Annotated in this window: 28 protein-coding genes and 1 pseudogene; 5 read left to right on the top strand and 24 right to left on the bottom strand. The window is 67.2% G+C overall.

The features are described from left to right. Window positions 1-192 precede the first annotated feature (192 nt). From QRN63_RS03670 to QRN63_RS03660, 3 genes are all read right to left on the bottom strand, one after another. Window positions 193-1,326 (bottom strand): YeiH family protein, encoded by a 1,134-nt coding sequence (locus QRN63_RS03670; RefSeq protein ID WP_267318960.1) that lies wholly within the window; start codon window positions 1,324-1,326, stop codon window positions 193-195. Between the two features lie 4 nt (window positions 1,327-1,330). Continuing rightward, the gene (locus QRN63_RS03665; protein WP_267318959.1) at window positions 1,331-1,456 is read right to left on the bottom strand and encodes a hypothetical protein; all 126 of its coding nucleotides are present in this window, start codon (window positions 1,454-1,456) and stop codon (window positions 1,331-1,333) included. 90 nt (window positions 1,457-1,546) lie between these two features. After that, a complete protein-coding gene (locus QRN63_RS03660; protein WP_267318958.1) occupies window positions 1,547-2,137 on the bottom strand; it encodes a TetR/AcrR family transcriptional regulator in 591 nt (196 codons plus the stop codon). Between the two features lie 94 nt (window positions 2,138-2,231). Between QRN63_RS03660 and QRN63_RS03655 the strand changes: the two genes are divergently transcribed. After that, on the top strand, window positions 2,232-2,885 hold the full coding sequence (locus QRN63_RS03655) for an FMN-dependent NADH-azoreductase (RefSeq protein ID WP_267318957.1): 654 nt from the start codon (window positions 2,232-2,234) through the stop codon (window positions 2,883-2,885). Continuing rightward, entirely contained in the window at window positions 2,882-3,202 is a 321-nt protein-coding gene (locus tag QRN63_RS03650; protein ID WP_267318956.1) for a DMT family transporter, read from the top strand. The genes QRN63_RS03655 and QRN63_RS03650 overlap by 4 nt, the downstream gene beginning before the upstream one ends. A 13-nt stretch (window positions 3,203-3,215) precedes the next feature. Here QRN63_RS03650 and QRN63_RS03645 read toward each other — a convergent pair whose 3' ends face one another. The 16 genes and pseudogenes from QRN63_RS03645 to rpsJ all read right to left on the bottom strand — a co-directional run bounded on the left by QRN63_RS03645 (window position 3,216) and on the right by rpsJ (window position 14,335). Continuing rightward, entirely contained in the window at window positions 3,216-3,941 is a 726-nt protein-coding gene (locus tag QRN63_RS03645; RefSeq protein ID WP_267318955.1) for a hypothetical protein, read from the bottom strand. Window positions 3,942-3,950: 9 nt separating this feature from the next. Then, window positions 3,951-6,302 (bottom strand): arylsulfatase, encoded by a 2,352-nt coding sequence (locus QRN63_RS03640; protein WP_285029504.1) that lies wholly within the window; start codon window positions 6,300-6,302, stop codon window positions 3,951-3,953. 118 nt (window positions 6,303-6,420) lie between these two features. Then, on the bottom strand, window positions 6,421-7,107 hold the full coding sequence (locus QRN63_RS03635; RefSeq protein WP_285029503.1) for an anti-sigma factor: 687 nt from the start codon (window positions 7,105-7,107) through the stop codon (window positions 6,421-6,423). After that, on the bottom strand, window positions 7,104-7,667 hold the full coding sequence (sigK, locus tag QRN63_RS03630) for an ECF RNA polymerase sigma factor SigK (RefSeq protein WP_285029502.1): 564 nt from the start codon (window positions 7,665-7,667) through the stop codon (window positions 7,104-7,106). The genes QRN63_RS03635 and sigK overlap by 4 nt, the downstream gene beginning before the upstream one ends. 30 nt (window positions 7,668-7,697) lie before the next feature. Continuing rightward, a pseudogene (locus QRN63_RS03625) lies at window positions 7,698-8,870 on the bottom strand (cytochrome c biogenesis protein/redoxin); the annotation flags it as partial. A 117-nt stretch (window positions 8,871-8,987) separates the two neighbouring features. Beyond that, entirely contained in the window at window positions 8,988-9,284 is a 297-nt protein-coding gene (rpsQ, locus tag QRN63_RS03620; RefSeq protein ID WP_020101408.1) for a 30S ribosomal protein S17, read from the bottom strand. A 2-nt stretch (window positions 9,285-9,286) separates the two neighbouring features. Next, window positions 9,287-9,517, bottom strand: coding sequence for a 50S ribosomal protein L29 (rpmC, locus tag QRN63_RS03615; RefSeq protein WP_267318951.1), 231 nt, complete (start codon window positions 9,515-9,517; stop codon window positions 9,287-9,289). After that, entirely contained in the window at window positions 9,517-9,933 is a 417-nt protein-coding gene (gene rplP / locus QRN63_RS03610; RefSeq protein ID WP_020101406.1) for a 50S ribosomal protein L16, read from the bottom strand. Before rplP ends, rpmC begins: the two co-directional genes overlap by 1 nt. A gap of 2 nt (window positions 9,934-9,935) precedes the next feature. After that, window positions 9,936-10,751, bottom strand: coding sequence for a 30S ribosomal protein S3 (rpsC, locus tag QRN63_RS03605; RefSeq protein WP_267318950.1), 816 nt, complete (start codon window positions 10,749-10,751; stop codon window positions 9,936-9,938). After that, window positions 10,751-11,248, bottom strand: a complete 498-nt coding sequence (gene rplV / locus QRN63_RS03600; protein ID WP_285029501.1) for a 50S ribosomal protein L22 — start codon at window positions 11,246-11,248, stop codon at window positions 10,751-10,753. Before rplV ends, rpsC begins: the two co-directional genes overlap by 1 nt. Next, entirely contained in the window at window positions 11,248-11,529 is a 282-nt protein-coding gene (gene rpsS, locus QRN63_RS03595; protein WP_020101403.1) for a 30S ribosomal protein S19, read from the bottom strand. Before rpsS ends, rplV begins: the two co-directional genes overlap by 1 nt. Window positions 11,530-11,547: 18 nt before the next feature. Beyond that, window positions 11,548-12,384, bottom strand: coding sequence for a 50S ribosomal protein L2 (gene rplB / locus QRN63_RS03590; protein WP_061002785.1), 837 nt, complete (start codon window positions 12,382-12,384; stop codon window positions 11,548-11,550). A gap of 29 nt (window positions 12,385-12,413) precedes the next feature. After that, the gene (rplW, locus tag QRN63_RS03585) at window positions 12,414-12,716 is read right to left on the bottom strand and encodes a 50S ribosomal protein L23 (RefSeq protein WP_029119743.1); all 303 of its coding nucleotides are present in this window, start codon (window positions 12,714-12,716) and stop codon (window positions 12,414-12,416) included. Continuing rightward, complete coding sequence (rplD, locus tag QRN63_RS03580) at window positions 12,716-13,363, bottom strand: 50S ribosomal protein L4 (protein ID WP_267318948.1); 648 nt, start codon at window positions 13,361-13,363, stop codon at window positions 12,716-12,718. The genes rplW and rplD overlap by 1 nt, the downstream gene beginning before the upstream one ends. Next, complete coding sequence (gene rplC, locus QRN63_RS03575) at window positions 13,363-14,016, bottom strand: 50S ribosomal protein L3 (RefSeq protein ID WP_267318947.1); 654 nt, start codon at window positions 14,014-14,016, stop codon at window positions 13,363-13,365. Before rplC ends, rplD begins: the two co-directional genes overlap by 1 nt. A gap of 13 nt (window positions 14,017-14,029) precedes the next feature. Next, window positions 14,030-14,335 (bottom strand): 30S ribosomal protein S10, encoded by a 306-nt coding sequence (gene rpsJ, locus QRN63_RS03570; protein WP_003883485.1) that lies wholly within the window; start codon window positions 14,333-14,335, stop codon window positions 14,030-14,032. Between the two features lie 686 nt (window positions 14,336-15,021). Between rpsJ and QRN63_RS03565 the strand changes: the two genes are divergently transcribed. Continuing rightward, on the top strand, window positions 15,022-15,495 hold the full coding sequence (locus QRN63_RS03565) for a hotdog fold domain-containing protein (RefSeq protein WP_285029226.1): 474 nt from the start codon (window positions 15,022-15,024) through the stop codon (window positions 15,493-15,495). An 8-nt stretch (window positions 15,496-15,503) separates the two neighbouring features. Here QRN63_RS03565 and QRN63_RS03560 read toward each other — a convergent pair whose 3' ends face one another. Both QRN63_RS03560 and QRN63_RS03555 read right to left on the bottom strand, forming a co-directional pair. Further along, the gene (locus tag QRN63_RS03560) at window positions 15,504-15,857 is read right to left on the bottom strand and encodes a nuclear transport factor 2 family protein (protein WP_285029224.1); all 354 of its coding nucleotides are present in this window, start codon (window positions 15,855-15,857) and stop codon (window positions 15,504-15,506) included. 122 nt (window positions 15,858-15,979) lie between these two features. Then, window positions 15,980-17,617 (bottom strand): carboxylesterase/lipase family protein, encoded by a 1,638-nt coding sequence (locus tag QRN63_RS03555; RefSeq protein WP_285029222.1) that lies wholly within the window; start codon window positions 17,615-17,617, stop codon window positions 15,980-15,982. A 126-nt stretch (window positions 17,618-17,743) separates the two neighbouring features. Here QRN63_RS03555 and QRN63_RS03550 point away from each other — a divergent pair, with 126 nt between their 5' ends. Next, the gene (locus QRN63_RS03550; protein ID WP_285029220.1) at window positions 17,744-18,994 is read left to right on the top strand and encodes a cytochrome P450; all 1,251 of its coding nucleotides are present in this window, start codon (window positions 17,744-17,746) and stop codon (window positions 18,992-18,994) included. On the opposite strand, the gene QRN63_RS03545 is transcribed toward QRN63_RS03550, so the two are convergent. After that, on the bottom strand, window positions 18,960-19,601 hold the full coding sequence (locus tag QRN63_RS03545; protein WP_285029219.1) for a TetR/AcrR family transcriptional regulator: 642 nt from the start codon (window positions 19,599-19,601) through the stop codon (window positions 18,960-18,962). The genes QRN63_RS03550 and QRN63_RS03545 overlap by 35 nt on opposite strands. Window positions 19,602-19,683: 82 nt before the next feature. Between QRN63_RS03545 and QRN63_RS03540 the strand changes: the two genes are divergently transcribed. Continuing rightward, window positions 19,684-21,261: an MFS transporter gene (locus QRN63_RS03540; RefSeq protein WP_350224429.1), complete on the top strand. Its 1,578-nt coding sequence runs from the start codon at window positions 19,684-19,686 to the stop codon at window positions 21,259-21,261. A gap of 49 nt (window positions 21,262-21,310) precedes the next feature. On the opposite strand, the gene mftG is transcribed toward QRN63_RS03540, so the two are convergent. Both mftG and mftF read right to left on the bottom strand, forming a co-directional pair. Next, window positions 21,311-22,717: a mycofactocin dehydrogenase MftG gene (gene mftG, locus QRN63_RS03535; protein ID WP_285029217.1), complete on the bottom strand. Its 1,407-nt coding sequence runs from the start codon at window positions 22,715-22,717 to the stop codon at window positions 21,311-21,313. Then, the gene (mftF, locus tag QRN63_RS03530; RefSeq protein ID WP_267318940.1) at window positions 22,714-24,132 is read right to left on the bottom strand and encodes a mycofactocin biosynthesis glycosyltransferase MftF; all 1,419 of its coding nucleotides are present in this window, start codon (window positions 24,130-24,132) and stop codon (window positions 22,714-22,716) included. The genes mftG and mftF overlap by 4 nt, the downstream gene beginning before the upstream one ends. Window positions 24,133-24,137 lie beyond the last annotated feature (5 nt).

Raw genomic sequence — 24,137 nt, 5'->3', positions numbered from 1 at the left:
AGGGCCAGACTAGTCGGTCATCAGCAACGAAAACTAGGCACTTTCTAAGTCATCAGGAAATCCACAGCCAAGAATATATGTTTGCCACGAACGGACCGTTCCGTCGTATTACGTGGTCTACGCCCCGAAAACGACGAAATGGTCGCTGCCGATTCGTTGGCAGCGACCATTTCGTCGTTTTCGCGGTATCGGTCAGCCGACGACACCCCAGCCCAGCACGCGCGACGTCAGCAGCACCAGCGCCAGCGACACCGTCGCCACCACGACCAGGCCGATCACCGCGACCACGAGCGGGCGCCAGCCGGTGCGCGCGATCTGCCGGAAGTCGGTGGACAGCCCGACCCCCGCGAAGGTCAGCAGGAACGCCCACTTGGACACCGCGGCCAGGTTCGCGATCTGTCCCTTGCTCAACAGCCCGGCGGTGACGACAGCCGAGACCGCGAGGAAGCCAAGCACGAACTTCGGGAACTTCTGCCAGACGAATGCGGCCTTGGCGCGCACGCCGGACGCCACGGCGTCGGCCTCGCCCTTGGCTGCCCAGTAGATGGCGAAGCCGAGGACGACGAAGCCGATCAGCGCGTTGCGCACCGACTTCACCAGGACCGCGGTCTTACCGGCCTCGTCGGAGAACAGGTAGCCGGTGGCCGTGGTCTCGGCGGTGTTGTCGACCGCGAGGCCGGCCCACAACCCGAACTCGTGGTCGGTCAGCCCGATGGCGTGGCCCAGCGGCGGCAGCACGAACAGCGCGACGGCGCCGAGCGCCAGGATCGAGGCGATCGCGTAGCTGACGTCGGAGTTGCGCGCCCGGATGGCGCCCTTGGCCGCGATGATCGCCGAGACGCCGCAGATCGACGTCCCGATGGCCAGCAGGGAGCCGAGCTTTCCGGACAGGCCGAACCAGCGGGCCGCGGCGATGATGATGGCGCCCGCGACCGTCATGTCGATCAGGATCTGCACGAGGCTGGTGGCGCCGAGCTTGAGGACGTCGCCGAGGACGAACCGCGCGCCCAGCAGGACGATGCCGACCTTGAGCCAGAATTCGTACGTGGCGACACCGGGGCGGAAAATCCGGTGCAGACCAACGGTATTGGTGATGATCAAACCGAAGACGATGGCCCACAGCACGTATTCGATGTCGGGTACGCGCCAGTGCTCATGCTTGGCCAGGGCCAGCCAGCCGATCTGGGCGTATTTGCCGGCCAAGCCGACCGCCACCAGCAGCAGGAGGCCGGGCAGGTAATCGAGGAATCTCCGGGCCCCGGTGGATTCGCTGTGATCGCCGCCCGATTCGACGTGGTCGGCGGTATCAGCCGCATCGACGGTCATCGCGTCACCAACCGATCTTCGGCAGCACGCCGGCCACGGCCAGTGCCGTCACGGCCAGACCCAATATTGTTGCCCACCAATCAGTCCCGACACGGCTCACCCAGCCGTGCGTCGCCTCGGTCTCAGTCATCACGCCTCTCCCGTCACCCGATGTCGGCTCATCGTTGCCGGTGCCGCGACGCCTGCACAGGGATCTGCTCGCGCTGAATCTGAAGAGTCGTCAGCCGAGCATCGCGTACGCCAGCCGGGTCAGCGCATCACTGATCTGGGTGACGGACAGTCCGCGTTCGCGTTGATGCAGGAAATTCTCGGCAGCCAATGGCGCCAACAGGATGTCCACCAGCGCGTCCGGATCCTCGACTTCGCCCTGCACCAGCAGGGCGCGAACGTGCGCGGCCCAGAAACCGTAGGCCCCGGTGCTGAAGCGGGCGCCGCCGACCTCAGCGCCGAGCGCGAGATCCACGTGGCGGTCGAGAAGGTCGACCATGGCGGCATAGAACGCCGAAAGCCGTTCGGCCGGAGCAGCTCCCGGTCCGAGCGGGGGTTCTCCGGAGATCAGTTGGCGCTGCAGGGCGCGTTCATGTTCGTCGAGCAGTGCGACGGCGATGGCCGCGGTGTTCGGGTAGCGGCGATAGAGCGTGCCCCGTCCGACGCCGGCCGCAATGGCGATGTGTTCCATCGTGACGCTGCGTGGGTCACGACCGGCGAAGACTTCCGCGGCCGCAGCCAGTATCCGGGCGCGGTTGCGTGCGGCGTCGGCGCGCTCGGCGCCGGCGTCGCCAGTGCCGAGCAGGTCCGCACCGATGTCCACCTCCGCACGATAGCTCACCAATGGAATAAGTGGACACAACGTCCGGTTGCTTCCATCATTAACCGGACATTGTGTCCATTTTGAGAGGATCATCATGACCACGTTGCTTCACCTCGATGCCAGCGCCCGGAACACCTCGATCAGCAGGCAGGTCAGTGCCGCGTTCGCGCAGGCCTGGCGTGCGGCGGCGCCCGACGGCACCTACCGCTACCGCGACGTGGCGGCCGAGCCGGTGCCGTTCATCGACGCCGGCTGGACCGAGATCTGCGATGCGGCACTTGCCGCCGGAGTCACCGACCTCGGCGAGTTGGCGGGCCTGGCACGCACCCCCGCCCAATCCGCGGCCTGGGCCGTCGTCGAACCATTGCTGACCGAATTGCGCTCGGCCGACGTCGTGCTGATCGGTACGCCGATGTACAACTATTCGATTCCGGCCGCCCTGAAGGCCTGGCTGGACCAGGTGACGTTTCCGCGAATGTCGTTGGCACCCAGACGGTTCGTGGTTGCCACCGCACGGGGCGGCGCCTATTCGCCGGGCTCGCCCAAGGCGGCCTTCGACTATCAGGAGCGATTCCTGCGTGACTTCTTCGCCGGGCATTTCGCCGTCACCGACACCGTGTTCATCAACGCCGAACTGGCCAACGCCCGGGTGGATCCCACACTCGCCCAGTTCCGCGACGGGCACGACGCATCCCTGACGGCGGCGCTGAGCACCGCGCGCGCGTTGGCCGCGGAGTATGCGAAATGAGCTGGCTGATACTCGCTTTGGCCGGCGGCGTGGAGATCGCGTGGTCCCAGAGCATCAAACCGACCGACGGGTTCACCCGGCTGCTGCCGACGATCGTCTGCGTCCTCGTCGGCGCGTTGTCGGTGTACCTGTTGTCGCTGGCGATGCGGACCCTGCCGGTCGGCACCGCCTACGCGGTGTTCACCGGCATCGGTGCCGTCGGTGCCATCGCCATCGGCGTACTGGTCCACAACGATCCGCTGAACATCGGCCGGGCAGTGGCCCTGTCAATGATCGTCGGCGGAATCGTCCTGGCGCGGTTGACCAATCCCGAATGATGAGCCGCAGCAGTCAGCCCATCTGGATACCGAAGTCCCCCAGCAGCACCGGCTTCGCCGCATCGATGCCCTTCGAACCGGCGGGTCCCTGCAACTGCAGCGCGATCAGGTAGTTCCCGTTGTTGGTCCACACGTGCACGATGCGGTCGACGTAGTCGCTGCCGCCGCCGGGCTTTTCGGCAAGGACGCCCATCAGCTTCTGCCCGCTGTAACCGCACAGGTCGCCGGACAGGATGCTGACGCTGTTGAACTCGTGGCCCGCGGTGCGCGCATCGGCGTACTGCTGGAACGCAGCACCGGCATCGAGGGGCGTCGGGCTGATCTTCACGGTGCCGGCGACGCCGTCGGGTCCGGCCAGGTTGAGAGCAACATCGCCCGATGCCGGCGCCCCTTGGCTGAATCCGTCGGGAACCGCGACGACGACGCTCGGCGAGCCGGGCGCTCCGGTGGTCGCGGTCATGGTCTGCGCCGGCGGGCCAGGCGGGTCGCAGACCTGCTCCCCTGCCGCGAGGGGACGTTTGGTGGTCTCGAGCACGCCGTACGCTGGCAGGTCGGGCAGCTTCGACCCGGACGCCGCCGTCGACGACGTAGCCGACGTCGACGACGAACTGATGGCCGTGGTCGTGGTGCCGTCGGATTTGGTTGTACTGGTTGGCTTCTCGTCGGCCTTGCCGCCACAGCCCGCCATCAGCATCGTCGCCGACAGCACGGCGGCGCACCGGATGATCGTTCCGCTCATCTCGGTCCCCTAGTCCTTGCAGAAGGCCTTGGCCAGCTCCTGTTCGACGTCAACATACGGCGTGCCCGAGATGTCGACGACGACTTTGGCGATGGTGCCGCCGACGAAGGGGTAGGGCGCCCGGTAGCGGTTGGACACCGGTTGGCCGGCGTTGCGCCCGACCGCGACGCCGCCACCGGCGAGGCCGAAGGTACCCGGGTGTGCGCGGACGTCCGGTCGGGCTGCCACCACTGCGTCGTCGATGCGCAGTTCGATTGTGCCGAGCGGTGTGTGGCTGCCGTCGACGGTGCCGGTCCGCTCGTATCGCACGCCGAAGACATGCCGCCCCAAGGGCAATGGATCGAGCGCGGATACCAACTGCTCGTCCTCGCCCATGAAGTTGTAGACGTACTGCAGCCGGCCATCCTGTACGAACAGCACGTGTCCGCCGTGGCCGGCGCCCTGTTTGAAGAGCACCCCTTCGGCGGCCGACGATTCGACGTCGACCTCTGCCAGCACCGAGAACGACTGTCCCCGCAATTCGACGCCGGCACCGATGCCCACCTCGGCGGTGCCCGGGTAGTAGGTGAAGGTCTTCCGGTCCTGCATGAGGTAGGGGCGGTCGCGCAGCAGCGTCTCGAACACGTTGAGGTCGGCCAGCGGCAGGCCGTTGTACTTTGCCGCCTCGGCGAACCAGAGTTCTTGCATTTCAGCGAGTTTCGCGGGATTCTCCGCGGCGAGGTCATGGCACTGGCTGCGGTCCGATTCGATGTGGAACAGCTCCCAGCGGTCCTTGTCGAAGTGCGACCAGCCCGACGGGGTGGCAGCGTGCACGGTGTTGGCGAACCAGCCGTCGTACCAGATGCCACGCGTGCCGAGCATCGCGTAGAACTGCGTCGTCTTGCCGGTGTCGGCAGCCGAGTCTGCCAGGGCCGCTTTGAAACTCACGCCCTCGAGCGGCCGCTGCGGCACGCCGCGCACCTCGGCGGGCGGTTCGATGTCCAGCAGGTCGTAGACGGTCGGGGTGATGTCGGCGACGTTGACGTAGTTGTCGCGCACTTCACCATGGGCGGGGATTCCGTTGGGCCAGCTGATGATTGCAGTGTCGGCGATGCCGCCCTCATGGGAGGCATAGCGCTTGAACAGCTTGTAGGGCGTGTTGAAGGCCATCGCCCAGCCGATCGGGTAGTGGTTGTAAGTGTCCGGCGAGCCCAGGGTGTCGAAGTACCGCATGCTCTCTTCGACGGTGTCGATATAGCCGTTGAAGAATTTGTTCTCGTTGACCGAGCCGTTCGGGCCGCCCTCGCCGCTGGCCCCGTTGTCGGAGATGACGACGATGAGCGTGTTATCCAGCTGTCCCGACTCCTCCAGGTAGTCGAGAATCCGGCCGATCTGCGCGTCGGTGTACGACAGGAAGCCCGCGAACACCTCGGCCATACGGGCGAACAACCGCTTCTCGTCGTCGCTGAGCCCGTCCCAGGGACGCACGGTGTCCTGCAATGGCCACGGCTCGCCGTTCGGGCCTTTGACGTCCAGATAGGGATTCATCGGCGAGAGCTCGGTGTCGGGCGGCACGATGCCGAGGCGCTTCTGGTTCTCCAACACCAGGTCGCGGTACGCCTCGTAACCCATGTCGAATTTGCCGGCGTACTTGTCGGCCCATTCCTTGAACACATGGTGCGGCGCGTGCCCGGCGCCGGGACAGACGTACGAGAACCACGGCTTGTCCGGTGCGATGACCTTCGCGTCACGGATGAACTCGATGGTCTTGTCCGCCAGGTCTTTTGACAGATGGTAGCCCTCTTCGGGCGTGGCCGGTGGCGCGACGGGATGGTTGTCGTACACCAATTCCGGGTACCACTGATCGGTCTCGCCGCCCATGAACCCGTAGAAGCGTTCGAAGCCGCGCGACAGCGGCCAGTGCCGTTTGGTGGACGCGAGGTTCGATTCCTCCAGCGGCGTCAGGTGCCACTTTCCGACGCAGTAGGTGTTCCAGCCCCGCTCGGCCAGCACCTCGGACAGGAGTGCCGTCTCAAAAGGTATGCGGCCGTGGCAATTCGGGAAGCCGTCGGTGAACTCCTCGATGGTGGCCATACCTACCGAGGTGGCGTTGCGCCCCGTCAGCAGCGACGCCCGCGTCGGCGAGCAGAGCGCGGTGGTGTGGAACTGCGACAACCGGACGCCCTTGTCGGCAATGCGGCGCATGGCCGGCATGTCGACGAGGCCGCCGAAGCAGTCCCAGGTGGCGATGCCGGTGTCGTCCCACACCAGGTACAGCACGTTGGGCGCACCGGGTGGGGCGGTCGGCGCGGCATACGGCGCCCAGTCGGGCTCCGAGTCGCGGATGTCGAGTTTGATCGTGCCCTGAAATTCAGTTGCCATGACGCCTCGTCCCAGTCAGCATTCGCCCGATATCGGCGACCCGCCCGGAGATTACACCCCGCGGCTGAGCCGCATCCGCGATATTGACGTTCACGACGAGTTCCGCGCCGGCCCAAGTCTAGGGCAGCACGACCCGCCCCACCATGTCGCCTGGAGGCGAATCCCCCGTACGCCCCACCGGCTCAACGGTCACGCCCAGCGCCGTCGCCCGCCTGATGTTCGGCACCATCATGGTGCGCAGGCTGGAAACCGCCGGCCCCGAAGCGACCGGGACACCGTCCATCATCAGCCAGACCTGATAGGCCATGCCCGGGGGCGGCGCGGCAGCCCCGTCGAACACCACCATCCCGTCGCCGCGCTGCCGCGAGTAGACGACGGTCGCCGTCCCACCGGAGCGCAGAGCCGTCGAAACGGAGCGAACGTCCGGTGCCGTCATCACCTGTTCGGCGACCGGCGGCGCCGACGGCGGGCGCAGCATCCAACCCGCGGCGAACGCGCTGCCGCCGACCGCGAGAACCGCGGCCGCCGCCAGAACTCCATTGCGCCAACGGTGTTCACGGACCCGGCCCCGATGGCCATGCAGAACAGCATCTCTGAGCGCCGCCGGCGGGTGGACGGCCGTGGCGTCCGACAGCGTCGCCAGCGTCTCCCGGGTCTCGGTCACCTGCCGGCGGAACGCGTCCGCGACGGACACCGGGGCACCCGCCAATCGCCGCTCGATGTCGGCGCGCTCGGCATCAGAGACGGCGTCCAACGCGTAGGGCACCGCAAGCTCGAGCAGTTCGAATTCGGACGGAACGCTCATGACTCCCCCAGACAATCACGGAGCTTGCGCAGCCCATCGCGCATCCGCGATTTCACCGTGCCGAGACTCGTGGCAAGCCGCTCGGAGACCTGCACATGGGTCAATCCGTCGTAGTAGGCCAGCTCGATCGTTTCACGCTGCGAGTCGGTGAGGGTGCCGAGACAGCCCACGACCCGACGACGGTCATCGCCCCGCACCGCCTCCTCCGCCACCACATCGGACGGCCGATCGAGATGCGTTGTGCCGTAGTCCCATTCACGCCGGCTGCTCGCGGCCTCCGCACGTACCCGATCGACGGCGCGGCGATGGGCCAGCGTCATCACCCAGGCCAGTGCCGAACCCTCGCCCGGGTCGAACGCGGCAGCGGACCGCCACACCTGGGCGTACACCTCCTGCGTCGTCTCTTCGCTGTAACCGCGGTCCCGCAGCACCCGCAGGATCAGACCGAAGACCCGGGCACACGTCGCGTCGTAGAACGACGCGAACGCGGCGGCATCCCCGTCGGCGACCCGGCGCAACAGGGCGCCGAGATCCGGAGTTCGCTCAGACGACGGGGCCATCGTCGAGCAGCCTAGCGGCATCGGTCAGTGCTTCGCCTGGGCCAGCAGCTCACGGATCATGCCTTCAGTGGCGTCGTAGTCACCTTCCCCGAATTTGATGTGCCGCACCACACCGTCGGCGTCGATCAGGTAGCTCGCCGGCCAGTACTGGTTCTGGTAGTTGTTCCAGGTGTCATATGAATTGTCCAGAGCGACCGGGTACTTGATGTGCAGGTCGGCCGCACCCTTGATGACGCCGTCGCGCTCGTGCTCGAACTGGTACTCCGGTGTGTGCACACCGATGACGGTGAAGCCTTGGTCCTTGTACCGGTCGTACCAGCCGGTGACGTGCTCGATCGCCCGTTGGCAGTTGATGCAGGTGTAGGTCCAGAAGTCGACCAGAACCACCTTGCCGCGCAAGGCTTTCAGATCGAGCGGTGCGTCACCCGGAGTGTTGAACCAGCTGTCGATGCCGACGATGTCCGGCGCGGTGCCGCAGTTCTGCAGGACGCTCGCGCCCTCCGCGCAATTCGCCAAGCCGACGCCGGCCGGCGCGATGCGCGCCTGCAAGGTAGCGGTGTAGTCGGGGATCTGCCGTTGCACCGTGGCGGGCAGGTTCAGCGCCAGGGCCACTGCCGCCACCAGCATGACCACCCCGGCGGCGACCCGAATCTGCCGCTGCCGGTGCTGAAATGCCTTGACCCGCTCGGCAACTCGCTGCCCACCCACCGCGAACAGCAACAACGGTAGTGCGGTGCCGACCGCGAATGACGCGGTCAGTGCGACGGTGTCCAGCCCGATATGACCGGTCGCCCCGGCCACGACGATCGCCGCCAGCACGGGCCCCGCGCATGGCGCGTAGAGCACGCCCAACGCCAGACCGAGGCCGAAACCCTTACGGCTGCCGGCGATGTCCCGTTGCGGGATGCGCGCGAACGGCGCCTCCAGCAGGCGCTCGACGCGCGGGAAGATCAAGCCGACACCGATGGCCGTGAGCGCCAGCAGGCCGACCCAGCGGATGATGTCGGCCGGTAGGTGCAACTGCTGCAGCACGACGGTTCCGACGAGGGTCACCACGCTGAAGCTCAGCACCAGTCCGGCGATCACCAGGTAGGGGCGGCGGCTGGTGCCGGAAAACAGAACCACGGGCAGGACCGGCAGGATGCACGGCGAGATGCCGGTGATCAGTCCGCCGAGGAAACCGATGAGGACGAGGGTGTGCATGCCCCGTATTCGGAGCCGACACCGATCCGGATTGGATTGCGGCGGCGGAATTCTCCGCGCAAGACAAAACTGCCCCTCTTCCGAAGAAGAGGGGCAGTTCCATGTCTGTCGAAAGCCTTACTTGGCCTTCTCGAGCACCTCGACCAGACGCCAGCGCTTGGTCGCCGACAGCGGACGGGTCTCCATCAGCGAGACGCGGTCGCCGATACCGGCATCGCCGTTCTCGTCGTGCGCCTTGACCTTGGTGGTGGTCCGGATGATCTTCCCGTAGAGCGGGTGGCTCTTGCGGGATTCCAGCTCGACCACGATGGTCTTTTCCATCTTGTCGGACACCACGTAACCGATGGCGGTCTTGCGGCTGCCGCGCTCGGTCTCGGTGGCCGGCGTGTGCTTGGGGCCTTTAGTTTCTGCCATGACTAATCCTTACCAACCGGCCCGGACGCCAGGCCCAACTCGCGTTCACGCAGGATCGTGTAGACCCGCGCGATCTCCTGCCGCACGGTGCGCAGCCGGCGGTTGTTCGACAGCTGACCGGTGGCCATCTGGAAGCGAAGGTTGAACAGCTCTTCCTTCGACTCACGCAGACGGGTGGTCAGCTCTTCCTCGGTCAGCTCGCGGAGCTCACCGGGCGTAGTTCCAACTGACATCAGAACTGCTCCTCTCGGGTGACGATCCGAGCCTTGATGGGCAGCTTGTGGATGGCGCGGGTGAGCGCCTCACGAGCGATCTTCTCGTCGGGGTAGCTGAGCTCGAAGAGCACGCGACCCGGCTTGACGTTGGCGACCCACCACTCCGGCGAACCCTTACCGGAACCCATGCGGGTTTCGGCAGGCTTCTTGGTCAGCGGGCGGTCCGGGAAGATGTTGATCCAGACCTTGCCGCCACGCTTGATGTGCCGGTTGATGGCGATACGAGCGGACTCGATCTGCCGGTTGGTGATGTAGGCGTGGCCCAGGGCCTGGATGCCGTAGTCACCGAAGCTGACCGAGGTGCCGCCGCTGGCGATACCGCGCTGCTCCGGGTGGTGCTGCTTGCGGTGCTTGACCTTGCGGGGAATCAGCATGCTTAGCTCTCCGTTGCTTCCGACGGCGCATCGCCGGCGGGGGCCTCAACAGCGACGTCCACAGCGCGGCCGGCCTCGGTGCTGGTCGCCGTGGTGCCCGACGAACCGCTGCGACGCGGACGGGTACCGGACGGACGATCCCGACGGGGACGGTCGGCGGCGGGAGCGGCGGCGGCGAGCTCACGCTTGCCACCGACGATGTCGCCCTTGTAGATCCACACCTTCACGCCGATACGGCCGAATGTGGTCTTGGCCTCGAACAGGCCGTAATCAATGTCGGCGCGCAGCGTGTGAAGCGGCACGCGACCTTCGCGGTAGAACTCCGAGCGGCTCATCTCAGCACCGCCGAGGCGGCCCGAGCACTGCACCCGGATGCCCTTGACGTTCGGCTGACGCATGGCCGACTGGATGGCCTTGCGCATGGCACGACGGAACGCGACACGGTTGCTCAGCTGCTCGGCGACGCCCTGCGCCACCAGCTGCGCGACGCTCTCGGGGCTCTTGACCTCGAGGATGTTCAGCTGAACCTGCTTGCCGGTCAGCTTCTCCAGGTCGGCGCGGATGCGGTCGGCCTCGGTGCCACGGCGACCGATGACGATGCCCGGACGTGCGGTGTGGATGTCCACCCGGACGCGGTCACGCGTGCGCTCGATCTGCACGTCGGCGATGCCGGCGCGCTCCAGGCCGGTGGCCAGCAGCTTGCGGATGGCGACGTCTTCCTTGACGTAGTCCGCGTACTGCTTGTCGGCGTACCAACGGGACTTCCATTCGGTGGTGATACCGAGGCGGAAGCCGTGCGGGTTGATTTTCTGGCCCACTACTCCGAGCCTCCCTTCGAGTCAGCGGACTTGGCAGCTGTGTCCGATGCCGCTGCCTTCGCAGCGGCCGAAGCCTTGCTGCCCTGCGCACGACGAGCACGCGCGGCACCAGCCGTTGCGCCCTTCGCGCCCTTGTCCTTGGCCGGACGGCTCTCGACGACCACAGTGATGTGGCTGGTGCGCTTGCGGATTCGGTACGCACGCCCCTGGGCGCGCGGCCGGATGCGCTTGGCGGTCGGGCCCTCGTCGGCGAAGACCGTGGCGACCACGAGGGTCGTCGGGTCCAGGCCCTCGTTGTTCTGCGCGTTGGCGGCAGCACTGGCGATCACCTTGGCGACCGGCTCGCTGGCAGCCTGCGGTGCCCACCGCAGGATGTCGAGCGCCTCTTCGACGCTCTTGCCACGGACCAGGTCGATGACCCGGCGGGCCTTGCTCGCCGACACACGCACGAAGCGCGCTTTGGCGCTCGCGGACGGGTATTCAGTAACGGTAGTCATTAGCGGCGCTTGCTCTTCCGGTCGTCCTTGATGTGACCCTTGAAGGTCCGCGTCGGGGCGAACTCGCCGAGCTTGTGCCCAACCATCGCTTCGCTGACGAACACCGGCACGTGCTTGCGACCGTCGTGGACGGCGAAGGTGTGGCCGATGAAGTCGGGGATGATGGTCGACCGACGGGACCAGGTCTTGATGACCTGCTTGGTGTTCTTCTCGTTCTGCGCGTCGACCTTCTTCAACAGATGGTCGTCGACGAACGGACCCTTCTTGAGGCTACGAGGCATCGTCTATTCCTTTCCGGCCTAGCGCTTCTTGCCGGTGCGCCGGCGGCGGACGATGAGCTTGTCGCTCGGCTTGTTCGGCTTGCGGGTACGGCCCTCGGGCTTGCCCCACGGGCTGACCGGGTGACGACCACCGGAGGTCTTGCCCTCACCACCACCGTGCGGGTGGTCAACCGGGTTCATCACGACACCACGGACGGTCGGGCGCTTGCCCTTCCACCGCATACGGCCGGCCTTACCCCAGTTGATGTTCGCCTGCTCGGCGTTGCCGACCTCGCCGACGGTGGCGCGGCAGCGCACGTCGACGCGACGGATTTCACCCGACGGCATACGCAGCGTGGCGTAGGCGCCTTCCTTACCGAGCAGCTGGATGCTGACACCGGCCGAGCGGGCCAGCTTGGCGCCGCCGCCCGGACGCAGCTCCACGGCGTGGATGACGGTACCGGCCGGGATGTTGCGCATCGGCAGGTTGTTGCCCGGCTTGATGTCGGCGTTGGGGCCCGACTCGACAACGTCGCCCTGCTTGAGGTCCTTGGGGGCGATGATGTAGCGCTTCTCGCCGTCCACGAAGTGGAGCAGCGCGATGTTCGCGGTGCGGTTCGGGTCGTACTCGATGTGCGCGACCTTGGCGTTGACGCCGTCCTTGTCATGGCGACGGAAGTCGATGACGCGGTAGGCACGCTTGTGACCGCCACCCTTGTGGCGAGTCGTGATGCGGCCGTGGGCGTTACGACCACCAGTGCCGTGCAGCGGACGGATCAGCGACTTCTCCGGAGTCGAACGAGTGATCTCGGCGAAGTCGGAGACGCTCGAACCGCGACGACCCGGGGTCGTCGGCTTGTACTTGCGAATTCCCATTATCAGTTAATCCCTTAACTCCCGGCCGATCAGGCCGGAGCTCCGAACAGTTCGATCGGCTTGCTGCCGGCGGACAGGGTCACGATCGCGCGCTTGGTGCTCTTGCGCTGGCCGTAACCGGTGCGGGTGCGCTTGCGCTTGCCCTTCCGGTTCGCGGTGTTCACCGAGTCGACCTTCACGTCGAAGATCTTCTCGATAGCGATCTTGATCTGCGTCTTGTTGGACTCCGGCGCCACGATGAACGTGTACGTGTTGTCCTCGATGAGCCCGTAGGACTTCTCCGAGATGACCGGGGCCAGGATGATGTCGCGAGGATCAGTCACGGTAGCCATCAGGCCGACACCTCCTCTTTCGTGTTGGCGGTGATGTAGGCATTGAGCGCCTCCACCGAGAACACCAGGTCGTCGGCGTTCAGCACGTCGTAGGTGTTCAGCTGATCCGGCGAGATCACGTGCACACCGGGCAGGTTGCGGACGCTCTTGGCGCCGACCACATCGCTGCGGCCGATCACGACGAGCACCTTCTTGTTGTCGGTCAGCGACGACAGGAACGACTTGGCGCTCTTGGTCGACGGGTTCTGACCGGCCACCAGCTCGGTGATCGCGTGGATGCGCTCGTTGCGGGCCCGGTCCGACAGCGCGCTGCGCAGGGCAGCAGCGATCATCTTCTTCGGGGTCCGCTGGCTGTAGTCACGCGGCTGCGGGCCGTGGACGACACCACCACCGGTGAACTGCGGGGCGCGGGTCGAACCCTGACGGGCGCGGCCGGTGCCCTTCTGGCGGTACGGCTTCTTGCCACCACCGGACACCATGGCCCGGGTCTTGGTGGCGTGCGTGCCCTGGCGAGCGGCGGCCAGCTGGGCCGTCACCACCTGGTGCATCAGCGCGATGTTGGGCTCGACGTCGAACAGCTCGGCGGGCAGCTCGACAGAGCCGTCCTTCTTGCCGTCCGGGGTCTTGACGTCAATCTTGAGAGTCATTACTTCTCGCCTCGCTTAACTGCGGTGCGGACAACCACCAGTCCACCGTTGCGGCCCGGGATGGCGCCCTTGATGAGCAACACACCGTTCTCGGCGTCGACCTTGTGAACCTTCAGGTTCTGGGTGGTGACGCGGTCACTACCCATGCGGCCGGACATGCGGGTGCCCTTGAAGACACGGCCCGGGGTGGCGCAGCCACCGATCGAACCGGGACGACGGTGCACAGCCTGAGCGCCGTGCGCGGCGCCCTGGCCCTTGAAGCCGTGACGCTTCATCGTGCCGGCGAAGCCCTTGCCCTTGCTGGTGCCGGTCACGTCGACGTACACGCCGTCGGCGAAGATCTCGGCGGTCAGCTCCTGGCCGACCTCGTACTCAGCAGCGGCGGACTCGTCGTCGAGACGGAGCTCGGCCAGGTGCCGACGCGGGTTGACGCCTGCAGCGGCGAACTGGCCGGTGACCGGCTTGTTCACCTTGCGCGGGCTGATCTCGCCGTAGGCGAGCTGCACGGCGCTGTAGCCGTCGCGCTCGGTGGTACGGATGCGGGTCACCACGTTGGGGCCGGCCTTCACGACCGTGACCGGGACGACTTTGTTGTTCTCGTCGAACACCTGCGTCATGCCCAGCTTGGTGCCCAAAATGCCTTTGCGTGCCATTTTTCTGGGTCTCCTACTGGATGTTGACGTCGACGCTCGCCGGCAGATCGATGCGCATCAAGGCGTCAACGGTCTTCGGCGTGGGGTCGAGGATGTCGATAAGGCGCTTGTGGGTACGCATTTCGAAATGCTCCCGCGAGTCCTTGTACTTATGGGGAGACCGGATGACGCAGTACACGTTCTTCTCGGTCGGCAGCGGCACCGGGCCGACCACGCTTGCTCCCGTACGGGTGACCGTCTCAACGATCTTGCGCGCCGAGGCGTCAATCGCCTCGTGGTCGTAGGCCTTGAGCCTGATGCGGATCTTCTGTCCCGCCACGCTTCTCCTACCTAACTTTCACGGGCCCGTGCTCGGGCCTGGTCTTCAATACGCACGCCTCGGGAATCCGAATGCGCGCGCTGGCTATGCCGCCGCTCTTTACGTTTCTGTGGTTCACCGACCCCCGCGCTCGGGCGTGTCGCCTTTGCGCACAGTCGTCCGCGCTGGAAATTCCATCGTGGGCGATGCTGGGACCGGATGCGCCCGTGATGGGCGCCGGTCGTATGCCCGCAGCGGGCGAACCCGGCGCAAGGCAACCCGAACAGTATGCCCCAGATCCGGGCTCGCTCCAAATCCGCTGGGGAACCGTTCGGCGCGCCCGGGTTCTGCGGCCCGTCCTGCGGTGATTCCGGTTCATTCTGCCTTGATTCTGCGGTGGGGCGCTGACGTCGCGCCCTGGTTAGCGAGTTGGCCGAGACGTCCGGTTGATCCCGCGGTGGTGGCGCAAAAAGTGCGAGTGGAGTGCGCCCCAGGTACAGGGTCAACGCGTATGCAGCCACGCCAGTCGTTGACTCTGTACTGGTGGCACAAAAGTGCGAGCAAGGAGCGCCCTGGGTACAGCCTCAACGCACGCCTAGCCGGTCCTCCCGTTGACTCTGAACTGGTGCCGCAAAAGGGCGAGTGGACCGGGCCGCCGACGCAGAATTGGCGTCGGCGCCGAACTTACTTCCGAGTAAGATAGAGCCATGTCGACACTGCGCCCCACTTACCGTGCCTGGAAGCAGCTCTCCGGACGGCCTGGCGGCAGTCTGATGTTCTCCGCGGCCGCCATGGTGCGGGTGCCGTACTTCGCGTCGGTGCTGCCCCGCGTGGTGACGATGGAGCCGGGCTACGCCGAGGTGGCGGTGCCGAAGTGGTTCTTCGTCTACAACCATCTGCACACCGTGCACGCGATCGCGTCGTGCAACGCGGCCGAAGCCGCGATGGGGATGGCGATGGAAGCGACGGTGCCGACGAGCCACCGCTGGATTCCCAAGGCCATGAACGTGCAGTACCTCGCGAAGGCCACCACGTCGCTGCGGGCGCACGCGCGGGTCGATGTCCCCGACTTCGGGACCCTGACGAAAGGCACCGACGTCGTGGTGTCGGTATCGGTGGTCGACGCCAGCGGCGAGGAGGTCGTCCACGCCGACATCACGACGTGGGTGACGCCCGCCTGATCGCGGCCTCAGTCGAGATAGGTGCCGTGGCCTTCGCGCACCAGGTCACCGTCGAAGATCAGCACCTCGTTGACCAACTGGCCGCGGTGGTTGCGGTAATTGATGACGAGCGTCTGCGTCCCTATATAGGTGGCCACGATCTCGAAGTGCAGCTCAGGGTGCGCCGTCAGCGCGGTGGTCCAGTACCGGCGGAGCGCGTCTTTCCCCCGCACCACTCCCCCGGATTCGGGCACGACACGCGCCGCGACCGGTGAGGTGAAGACGACGTCGTCGTGGAAATGCGACAGGACCGCCTCGACGTCGTGTGCGTTCCAGGCCGCGCACCACTCGTGGGCGAATCCGTCGGCATCGGGAAGCGTCATGCCGCCCCATCGAAGTGGACACGCGCCTGGATGGGCAAGCCATTTTCCGTGCGCCGAACGTGCGGCTTGCCGAGAAGACACGCCGTTGACGACACCAGGATCCCCCACGTTCGACGTAGCAGTCAGTGCTGCAGAGTCCCCCAGAACGCGCATTGGTGCACCTGGTCGTAGTCCGTGACCAATCGACTTCCGTCGGGACGCAGCGACATGCGGGGGTCGTGGTCGCCGCCGGCCAGCGGTGGCCAATCCGGCGCACCCTCCGCGCTGGGCCGACCATCGCGGACGAACGAGCTCCAGTAGTCGATCATCTGATCCGAGAGCGCGATCTGCGGCGGCGTCGGCGGTGGCGCTCCACCCATGTTGAAGATGTAGCGCAGGTCCAGCGAGTGGCTGGCACCAACAGGGAAAGGCAAGTGGCGCAAAGGATCCGGCGTCGGTGGCGCCGGATCGGCGAACTCGTACCCGTACACCGGCGCGTCGACACCCAATTCGTCGCCGATGCGGTCCGCCACGCACGCGAACGCCCCGTCGGTGACAGCCGTCGAATAGGCGACCGCGGCGCTGCCGCCGTAGCGGTCCAGCGGGTAGCGCTCGGCCACCGCACCGGCGTCGGCGCCGAATGTCGACTCCAGCAGGTGGGGGTAGGCGTCGGCATGAAACCGCTTGCCCGCGCGTAGATACTGCAGCGCCACGAAGAGGGTGAACTCGTCGCGGGTGGTGCCGATCATTACCGGAACCCGTGCCGCAGCACCGTCGCTGATGGCCCGCATCGGATCGACCGGCAGGAGCGTCGTCCCGGACACGGGCCCGCTCAGCATGTTCTCGCCGATTCCGTAGTACCACACCGGCTTTCGCAGTTTGTCGAGCGGCAGATTGCGTAGACAGTCCGCCGCGACTGCCGGATCGCCGCAGCCCGCGGCCTTCGCATAGGCCAGGCTGGCGCGGGTGGCCTCGGGCAGCGCGCCCTGCGCCTGGCACGGCCCACTGGCGATGATGGCACCGCGGAAGAGACCGGCCGAGTCGGGAGCGACGAGGTGGTCGCACACCGACATCCCGCCGGCGGATTCGCCGGCGATGGTCACCTTGTCGGGGTCGCCGCCGAACGCGGCGATGTTGTCGCGCACCCAGCGCAGCGCCGCCTGCTGATCGGCCAGTCCGTAGTTGCCGATGTCGGGTCCGGCACCCAACGCGGGATGGGCCAGGAAACCCAGTGCGCCGAGGCGGTAGTTGACGGTCACCACCACGACGTCACCGCGCGTGGTCAGCCGGGTCGAGTTGTAGATGCTGCTGGAGCCGTTGATGAACCCGCCGCCGTGGAGCCACACCAGCACCGGTCGACGTTCGCCGGAGGCCCGCACCGGCGGCGTCCAGACGTTGACCGTCAGACAGTCCTCGCTGGTGTTGCGGCCCATCTCGAGGTCGCCCTTGGGGTCCTGGATGCAGCGAGCACCCGGTTTTGCGCCGTCTCGCGCACCGTCCCACGCGAGCGCGGGAGCCGGCGGGCGGAAGCGCAGCGCACCCAACGGTGGTGCGGCATAAGGGATTCCACCGAAGAAACGGAGGTCGGGGTTGACCAGCCCGCGGACGGTCCCCGACGCGGTGTGCACAAGCGCCGGATCAGTTGTCACCGCGTCGGGCACGCCGGACGTGGCACCCTCGCTGTGGGAGTCCAGGCCGCAGCCGGCCACCAGTAGCACCGCGGCAACCACTGCTGCAGCGCGCTGCAGCAGTGTGCGCGGATGGGCGGACGACACGAGCACCCAGCGTACTGAACACCCGCCGAAATACAGCTCATAAATATTTCCGGCGACCCCCTCCCCATCGGACATCGAACGCCCTACACTCCACTTGACAGCTGTCAAGTTTGCGTCCGTGCGAGGAGTTCAATGACTGCACCCACCACCGACGAGGCCGCCAAGGTCCTTGCCGACCCCACCGCCTACGCCGACGACCACCGGCTCCACACCGCACTTACTCATCTCCGCGCAACCAATCCCGTTGCCTGGGTGGACAATCCGCCGTACCGCCCGTTCTGGGCAATCACCAAACACGCCGACATCATGGCCATCGAACGGGACAACAACCTGTTCATCAGCGAGCCCCGTCCACTGCTGATGCAGGCCGACGCCGAGGATCTGTTGAAGGCCCAGGCCGAGGCGGGCATGGGGCTGCGGACCTTGATCCACATGGACGACCCGCACCACCGCAAGATCCGCGCCATCGGCGCCGACTGGTTCCGACCCAAGGCCATGCGCGACCTCAAGGTCCGCGTCGACGAACTGGCGAAGCGGTACGTCGACCGGATGCGCGATGCCGGCCCGGAATGCGACTTCGTCGAAGAGATCGCGATCCAGTTCCCGCTCTATGTGATCATGTCGCTGCTCGGCCTCCCCGAGGAGGACTACGACCGCATGCACACGCTCACGCAGGAGATGTTCGGCGGCGATGACGAGGAGTACTCTCGCGGCCAGTCGCCCGAAGAGCTGTTCGCCGTGCTTCTCGACTTCTTCCAGTACTTCGCCGCGCTGACCGCATCCCGGCGCGCCAACCCCACCGACGACCTGGCATCGGCCATCGCGAATGGCCGTATCGACGGCGAACCCCTCAGCGACATGGACACCGCGTCCTACTACGTGATCGTCGCCAGCGCCGGCCACGACACCACCAAGGACGCCATCTCAGGTGGGCTGCACGCGCTGATCGAGAATCCCGGTGAGTTGGCCCGCCTGAAGGCGAATCCCGACCTGATGCCGACCGCGATCGAGGAGATGATCCGGTGGAGCACGCCGGTGAAGGAGTTCATGCGCACCGCGACCGCCGACACCGTCGTCCGCGGGGTGCCGATCGCTGCGGGCGAATCCGTCTATCTCGCTTACGTTTCCGGCAACCGCGACGAAGAGGTGTTCACCGATCCGTTCCGGTTCGACGTCGGGCGCGAGCCGAACAAGCACCTGGCGTTCGGTTACGGCGTGCACTTCTGTCTCGGCGCCGCGCTGGCGCGCATGGAGATGAACAGCTTGTTCTCCGAACTGCTACCTCGGCTGGACTCGATCGAATTGGCCGGCCCCCCGGAGCTTTCCGCGACGACATTCGTCGGCGGCTTCAAGCACCTGCCGATCCGGTACTCGCTGCGCTGACGCGATGAGTCGCGAGGAATCCGTCGACGGCGGCGACGGCGATCTCGCGGTAATCGAAGTCGGGCAGCGTACTGAGCTTGCCGAGCACGATCGGGCCGAGTAACAACGCCGCCGCGCGGACCCGGTCGACGTCACCCAACTCGGCGACGGCCTCGGGACTGGACAGCACCGCCTCGAACGGGACGGCGTACTGCTCGGCCACCCGCTCCCGCAGGTTACGGACCTCGGCGCTCTCGGTCGCGGCCGCGCCCCACGGCAGGTGTTCGAGATTGCCGCCGAGCGCCAGCCACGACATGGCCGCCAGGCTGACCGGCGCCTCGGCGATCAGTTCGGCCTGCGCGCGCACCAGCGCGATCAACCGATCGCGCAGCTCCCCCTCGGCGAGCGGCACGGGCGCCGGCGGGATGAGCGCGTGAAATGCCGCTGCCAGCAAGTCATTTCCGCTGGCATAGTGCCGATAGAGGGTGGCCCTGGCCACATTGGACGCACGGATCACCGCATCGACCGTCACGGCGCTGGGGCCGCCGGAACGCAGCAGAGCGGTCGCCGCCTCGAGAAGCCGCGCCCGCGAACGGGCCGGCCGCGGGTCACCATGTTCGCTGGACAACGCCAATCACCTCCGGGCGACAAACGAGACTGTTAGTCTCGTTTGAAGATCATCAGTCTTGAAACTACCGGAAGGTGACCGCATGGCCGACAAGGCGAGCGCGGTGAGCCCCGCCGGCGCGGACACCAACCCCGAGATCGCCCCGACGACGGACCCCGCACCCGCCTCGCGGCGCCGCGCCTGGACCCTCTGCGTGGCGTGTTGCAGTGTGCTGATGGTGATTTCGTCGATGGTGGCGCTCAACACCGCGCTGGGTGACATCGCCGTGGCGACATCGGCCAACCAGACCCAGCTGACCTGGATCATCGACAGCTACACGCTGGTCCTGGCCTGCCTGTTGCTGCCGGCCGGAGCCATCGGCGACCGCTACGGGCGGCGCGGCGCCCTGCTGTTCGGCCTGGCCGTCTTCGCGCTGGCATCAATCGTTCCGGCGCTGAGCACCGCGCCGACACACATCATCGCCGCCCGCGCGGTGGCCGGCGCGGGCGCCGCGTTCATGATGCCCGCGACCCTGTCCTTGATCACCGCGTCGTACCCGGCCGACGAGCGCCCCAAGGCAGTAGGTATCTGGGCGGGCATCTGCGGCTGCGGTGCGGTGGTCGGCATGCTGGGATCCGGTGTGCTGCTGCACTTCTGGCCCTGGCAATCGATCTTCTGGGCCTTCGCCGCCGCGGGCCTCACCCTCGCCGTCCTGACCACGACCATCACGAGCTCCCGTGACCCTGAAGCCAAGCCGTTGGATGTCGCCGGCGCGGTCGTCATCGCCGCCGCGGTCGCCGCGCTGGTCTACGGCATCCTGGCGGCGCCCGATCGAGGCTGGACGCATCCGGTGGTGCTGGGCGGCATCGCCGGCGGCCTGATCCTGGGGACGGTGTTCGCGATCATCGAGCTGCGGGCCCGGTACCCCCTGCTGGATGTCCGACTGTTTCGCGTTCGTCAGTTCGGCACCGGAGCCGCAGCCATCACGGTGCTGTTCATGGTGCTGTTCGGCTACTTCTACCTGGCGATGCAACTCATGCAACTGGTCATGGGATACAGCCCGATCGGCACCGCGTTCGCCTTGACGCCGCTCGCCGTCCCGTTGCTGATCCTGTCCCCGCTGTCCGCGTGGTATCTGCCCAGGCTGGGCTTGCGCGTCGTGGTGTTCACCGGCCTGTTGCTGCTGGCGACCGGCCTGTTGCTCACATGTCAGGTGCATGTCGACTCGTCCTACTGGTCGCTGGCGTGGCCCATGCTCGTGATCAGCACGGGAGTCGGATTATTCACCGCACCAACGACTTCAGCGATCATGACGTCCGTGTCCGATGACAAGCAAGGCGTCGCGTCAGCAGTCAACGACACCACCCGGGAGGTGGGCGCAGCCATCGGCATCGCGCTGACGGGATCGCTCCTGGCAGCCGGATACACCAAACACATCGGGCCCGCCGTTTCCGGTTTTCCGGCTCCGGTACAGGACGCCGCGCAGGGCTCGCTGGCCGGCGCGCTGGCCGCCGCGCCCCATCTCGGCCCGGTGGGTGGTCAGCTCGTGAACGTGGCCCGGGTGGCGTTCCTGCACGCCATGCAGACGTCCCTGGTGGTGCTGGCATCGATCACCGCGGTCGCCGGCGTACTGATCGCCTTCTGGGCTCCCGGCCGCGAGCACACCCCGCCCAACAGCTAACTGCGGCAAACGTTTTCGACGTTTCGCGCCAGAGCCGGCAGCTAGGCGGTCACGATGCGATGAACTGCGCGGCCCGGTGCGCCAGCATGACGATGGTCGCGTGCGGTCCCCGGCCGGTGATACCGGGCAGCGCGGCGCCGTCGGCCACCCACAGTCCGTCGACCCCGCGCACCCGGCACTGCGGATCGAGGACAGCGCGTTCGTCGCCGTCGGCGCCCATCGGGGCCGTGGCCGACAGATGCTGCGCGGTGGACCAGGCGGGCTCACCGCCGGCGACAGCGCCGCCGAACAGGTCGCGACACAGTTCGTGGCCGATGTGCAGCGCGGCGGCATCGGCCGGGTCCGCGTCGTAGCGGTGTTCGATGATGGGACGCACGTCTGGATCGTCCGACACCAGCAGTACCCGGCCCTGCGCGCGCGGCCGCATGAGCGAGATGCCTATGTGCACCGGGTCCGCGCCATCGGTGACCCCGCCGGTCATGGCCGCGAAACCCCAGGTGTAGGGCCGGATCTCCAATTCGCCGGTGGTGAGCACCAATTCGAGCGGCGGGCGCCCGGGCTCTGCCGGCCAGGTGGTCGGCACCACCCATTCCGGATGATCGGCGCACGCGGCTCCCACCGGCAGGTCCGCCACCACCGGTACGCCGACGCGCCGCAACTGCGCAGCCGGACCGATCCCGGACAGCAGCAACAGATGCGCGGATTCAATTGCCCCGGCGCACAACACGATCCGGTCGGCATACCGGTCGACCACGCCCTCGGGACCGAGACACCTGACACCCACCGCACGGCCACCGTCGAACAACACCCGCAGCGCGCGGGTGCCGGCAAGCACCGTCAGGTTGTCCCGGCCGCGCGCGGCCGTCAGGTAGACCTCGCCGGGACCGTGCCGGTGTCCGGTGTCGTCGATGTTGAGCGGCACCGCACCGAGGCCCGGCCGCACCCCGGCCGCGGCATTGAGATCGTCGATCCAGAGGTACCGGGCACCCGCCGCATCACGGAAAGCCTGTGAGGATGCTGCGAATTCGCTGATACGGCGTACGGGGACCGGCCCCGACGAACCGTGTTCGGTGCCCCCGAAGTCATGGTCCGTCTCGATGGCACAGTAGTGCGGCAGGACGTCGGACCAGGACCAGCCCGGCACTGCCCAGTCCGCGAAATCGGCCGGCCAGGCGCGACAGAAATAGCCGCCGTTGATGGCCCCGGAGCCACCCAGCACCCGCCCGCGCACGATGTCCACGGACCGGGCCGGATTCTGCGTCAGCGTCGTGCGGTGCTGTCGGGCCACGGCGCTGTCGACTCCGATGGGCAGCACCCAGCCCGGCTCCGGGCGGACCGTGCCGCCGGTCTCGAGCAGCGTCACCCGGCAGGCGCGATCGACCGAAAGACGCTCGGCCAGAACGCAGCCGGCGCTACCGGCACCGACGATCAGGACGTCGTCGTGGCGTGGCCTCAAGTCCGGATCTGCGGCTTGAGCGCACCCAGATTGCGCTCGCGCACCACGCCACCCCACAGCCCGAGACCGTAGGCGATGTCGTCGAGGCGCTTGAGCAGCAGGTAGGCCAGCAGGCCGACGCGCTGGGTGTCGTCGTCGACGGTGTGGTGGCGGCGGGCCCAGTCGACGACACCGTCCACAATCGCGGCGATCAGCACCACCTGCCGCCAGCGCCGGAAACACACCGCCAGCACCAGCGCCACCGGCCAGTAATGCCGGCACAGCGCCGCGGCGAGTTGCAGGGCCGCGGCCCACAGTCCCTGGGCGGCCACCGCGGCGACCTCGCGCGGTTCGGTATCGACCGATCGCAACGAGTTGGCGATGCGCCGGCCCGTGATGGCGGCGGCGACGGTCGACGCCAGGTAACCCACGCCGGACCCCATGGCCAGCAGCACCCAGACCACCAGGGTCCAGCCCGAAATGACCAGCGGCGCCGTCTTGCCCGGGTGCCGCACCGACAGCGGCGCGGCAGAGGAACCGTAAAAGGCCTTGCGGGCGAACCATTCTCCCAATGCGGTGCGGTGATCGTGGCCGACCAGCGCGATCGGTTCGTACCGCAGCCGGGCCCCGGCCTCGATGAACCGCCAGCACAGGTCCACGTCCTCGCCGGACTGCAGCGACTCGTCGAAACCGCCCACCTGGTCCAGCGCCGCGCGCCGGCAGATGATGGCCGCACTCGGGACGTAGGCCACCATGCCGTACGGCACCACCGGGGCTTCCCGCATCCCCAGGTCGAGAGACGAGCGCACGGCCTCGTAGCGCGCGATCAGGTTGTCGGGCTCGTGCAGGCCGACGATGCGCGGCGCGACCAACGCGACGGCCGGGTCGCAAAAGTGCCCCAGCAGCGCTTCCAGCCACCCGCGACGTGGCACCACGTCGGAATCCAGGAACGCCACGAAATCGGTCTCGCAGGCGGCCAGCCCGGTATTGCGCGCCGCGGCCGGGCCCCGGCTGACGTCGTGCCGGAGGACCCGGACATCGCAGTGGCCGGCCAGATCGCAGAAGTCCGCGGCCTGCAGCGGCACCACGGAGCCGTCGTCGACGACGACGACGCGCATGCCGCGCAGGGAGCGCACCAGCCGGGCGACGCCAACGGCGTTGTCACGTACCGGGACAACGACGGTCACGTCGCGGTGCGACGGCCCGGTCGCCGGCCGTGGGTGCGCCACCGTGGCGTCGAGCAGCGTGCGGGCCAGCTGCGCGCTCTGCGCGTCGTGGACCTCCAGGCGGCCGCGGTCGAGCATGGTCTGCGCCGCCGGAGCCAGCCGCAGCAGTCGTGTCGGCGAGCCACCGAGCAGCGCGGCGCCCTCACCCAGCACCTTGACCCGGCGATCTACTTGGACGGCAAAGCCGTCAGGCAGCCGCGGCCCAGTCACTGTCC

Source organism: Mycolicibacterium sp. lyk4-40-TYG-92, from assembly GCF_030209435.1.
GTDB lineage: Bacteria > Actinomycetota > Actinomycetes > Mycobacteriales > Mycobacteriaceae > Mycobacterium.
This window is presented reverse-complemented; position numbering and strand designations above follow the sequence as displayed.

What these genes read in the sequence shown, in the direction of transcription:
- QRN63_RS03565 (WP_285029226.1), top strand. Translation starts at nt 15,022, where the DNA reads ATGTCGACACTGCGCCCCACTTACCGTGCCTGGAAGCAGCTCTCCGGA.
- sigK (WP_285029502.1), bottom strand. Translation starts at nt 7,667, where the DNA reads ATGGCCCCGTCGTCTGAGCGAACTCCGGATCTCGGCGCCCTGTTGCGC.
- QRN63_RS03670 (WP_267318960.1), bottom strand. Translation starts at nt 1,326, where the DNA reads ATGACCGTCGATGCGGCTGATACCGCCGACCACGTCGAATCGGGCGGC.
- rplW (WP_029119743.1), bottom strand. Translation starts at nt 12,716, where the DNA reads ATGGCTACCGTGACTGATCCTCGCGACATCATCCTGGCCCCGGTCATC.
- QRN63_RS03665 (WP_267318959.1), bottom strand. Translation starts at nt 1,456, where the DNA reads ATGACTGAGACCGAGGCGACGCACGGCTGGGTGAGCCGTGTCGGGACT.
- rplD (WP_267318948.1), bottom strand. Translation starts at nt 13,363, where the DNA reads ATGACTCTCAAGATTGACGTCAAGACCCCGGACGGCAAGAAGGACGGC.
- QRN63_RS03560 (WP_285029224.1), bottom strand. Translation starts at nt 15,857, where the DNA reads ATGACGCTTCCCGATGCCGACGGATTCGCCCACGAGTGGTGCGCGGCC.
- QRN63_RS03550 (WP_285029220.1), top strand. Translation starts at nt 17,744, where the DNA reads ATGACTGCACCCACCACCGACGAGGCCGCCAAGGTCCTTGCCGACCCC.
- rpmC (WP_267318951.1), bottom strand. Translation starts at nt 9,517, where the DNA reads ATGTCAGTTGGAACTACGCCCGGTGAGCTCCGCGAGCTGACCGAGGAA.
- QRN63_RS03650 (WP_267318956.1), top strand. Translation starts at nt 2,882, where the DNA reads ATGAGCTGGCTGATACTCGCTTTGGCCGGCGGCGTGGAGATCGCGTGG.
- QRN63_RS03640 (WP_285029504.1), bottom strand. Translation starts at nt 6,302, where the DNA reads ATGGCAACTGAATTTCAGGGCACGATCAAACTCGACATCCGCGACTCG.
- rplV (WP_285029501.1), bottom strand. Translation starts at nt 11,248, where the DNA reads ATGACTACCGTTACTGAATACCCGTCCGCGAGCGCCAAAGCGCGCTTC.
- rpsQ (WP_020101408.1), bottom strand. Translation starts at nt 9,284, where the DNA reads ATGGCAGAAACTAAAGGCCCCAAGCACACGCCGGCCACCGAGACCGAG.
- QRN63_RS03645 (WP_267318955.1), bottom strand. Translation starts at nt 3,941, where the DNA reads ATGAGCGGAACGATCATCCGGTGCGCCGCCGTGCTGTCGGCGACGATG.
- rplC (WP_267318947.1), bottom strand. Translation starts at nt 14,016, where the DNA reads ATGGCACGCAAAGGCATTTTGGGCACCAAGCTGGGCATGACGCAGGTG.
- QRN63_RS03655 (WP_267318957.1), top strand. Translation starts at nt 2,232, where the DNA reads ATGACCACGTTGCTTCACCTCGATGCCAGCGCCCGGAACACCTCGATC.
- rplB (WP_061002785.1), bottom strand. Translation starts at nt 12,384, where the DNA reads ATGGGAATTCGCAAGTACAAGCCGACGACCCCGGGTCGTCGCGGTTCG.
- QRN63_RS03635 (WP_285029503.1), bottom strand. Translation starts at nt 7,107, where the DNA reads ATGAGCGTTCCGTCCGAATTCGAACTGCTCGAGCTTGCGGTGCCCTAC.
- rpsS (WP_020101403.1), bottom strand. Translation starts at nt 11,529, where the DNA reads ATGCCTCGTAGCCTCAAGAAGGGTCCGTTCGTCGACGACCATCTGTTG.
- rplP (WP_020101406.1), bottom strand. Translation starts at nt 9,933, where the DNA reads ATGCTGATTCCCCGCAAGGTCAAGCACCGCAAGCAGCACCACCCGGAG.
- QRN63_RS03540 (WP_350224429.1), top strand. Translation starts at nt 19,684, where the DNA reads ATGGCCGACAAGGCGAGCGCGGTGAGCCCCGCCGGCGCGGACACCAAC.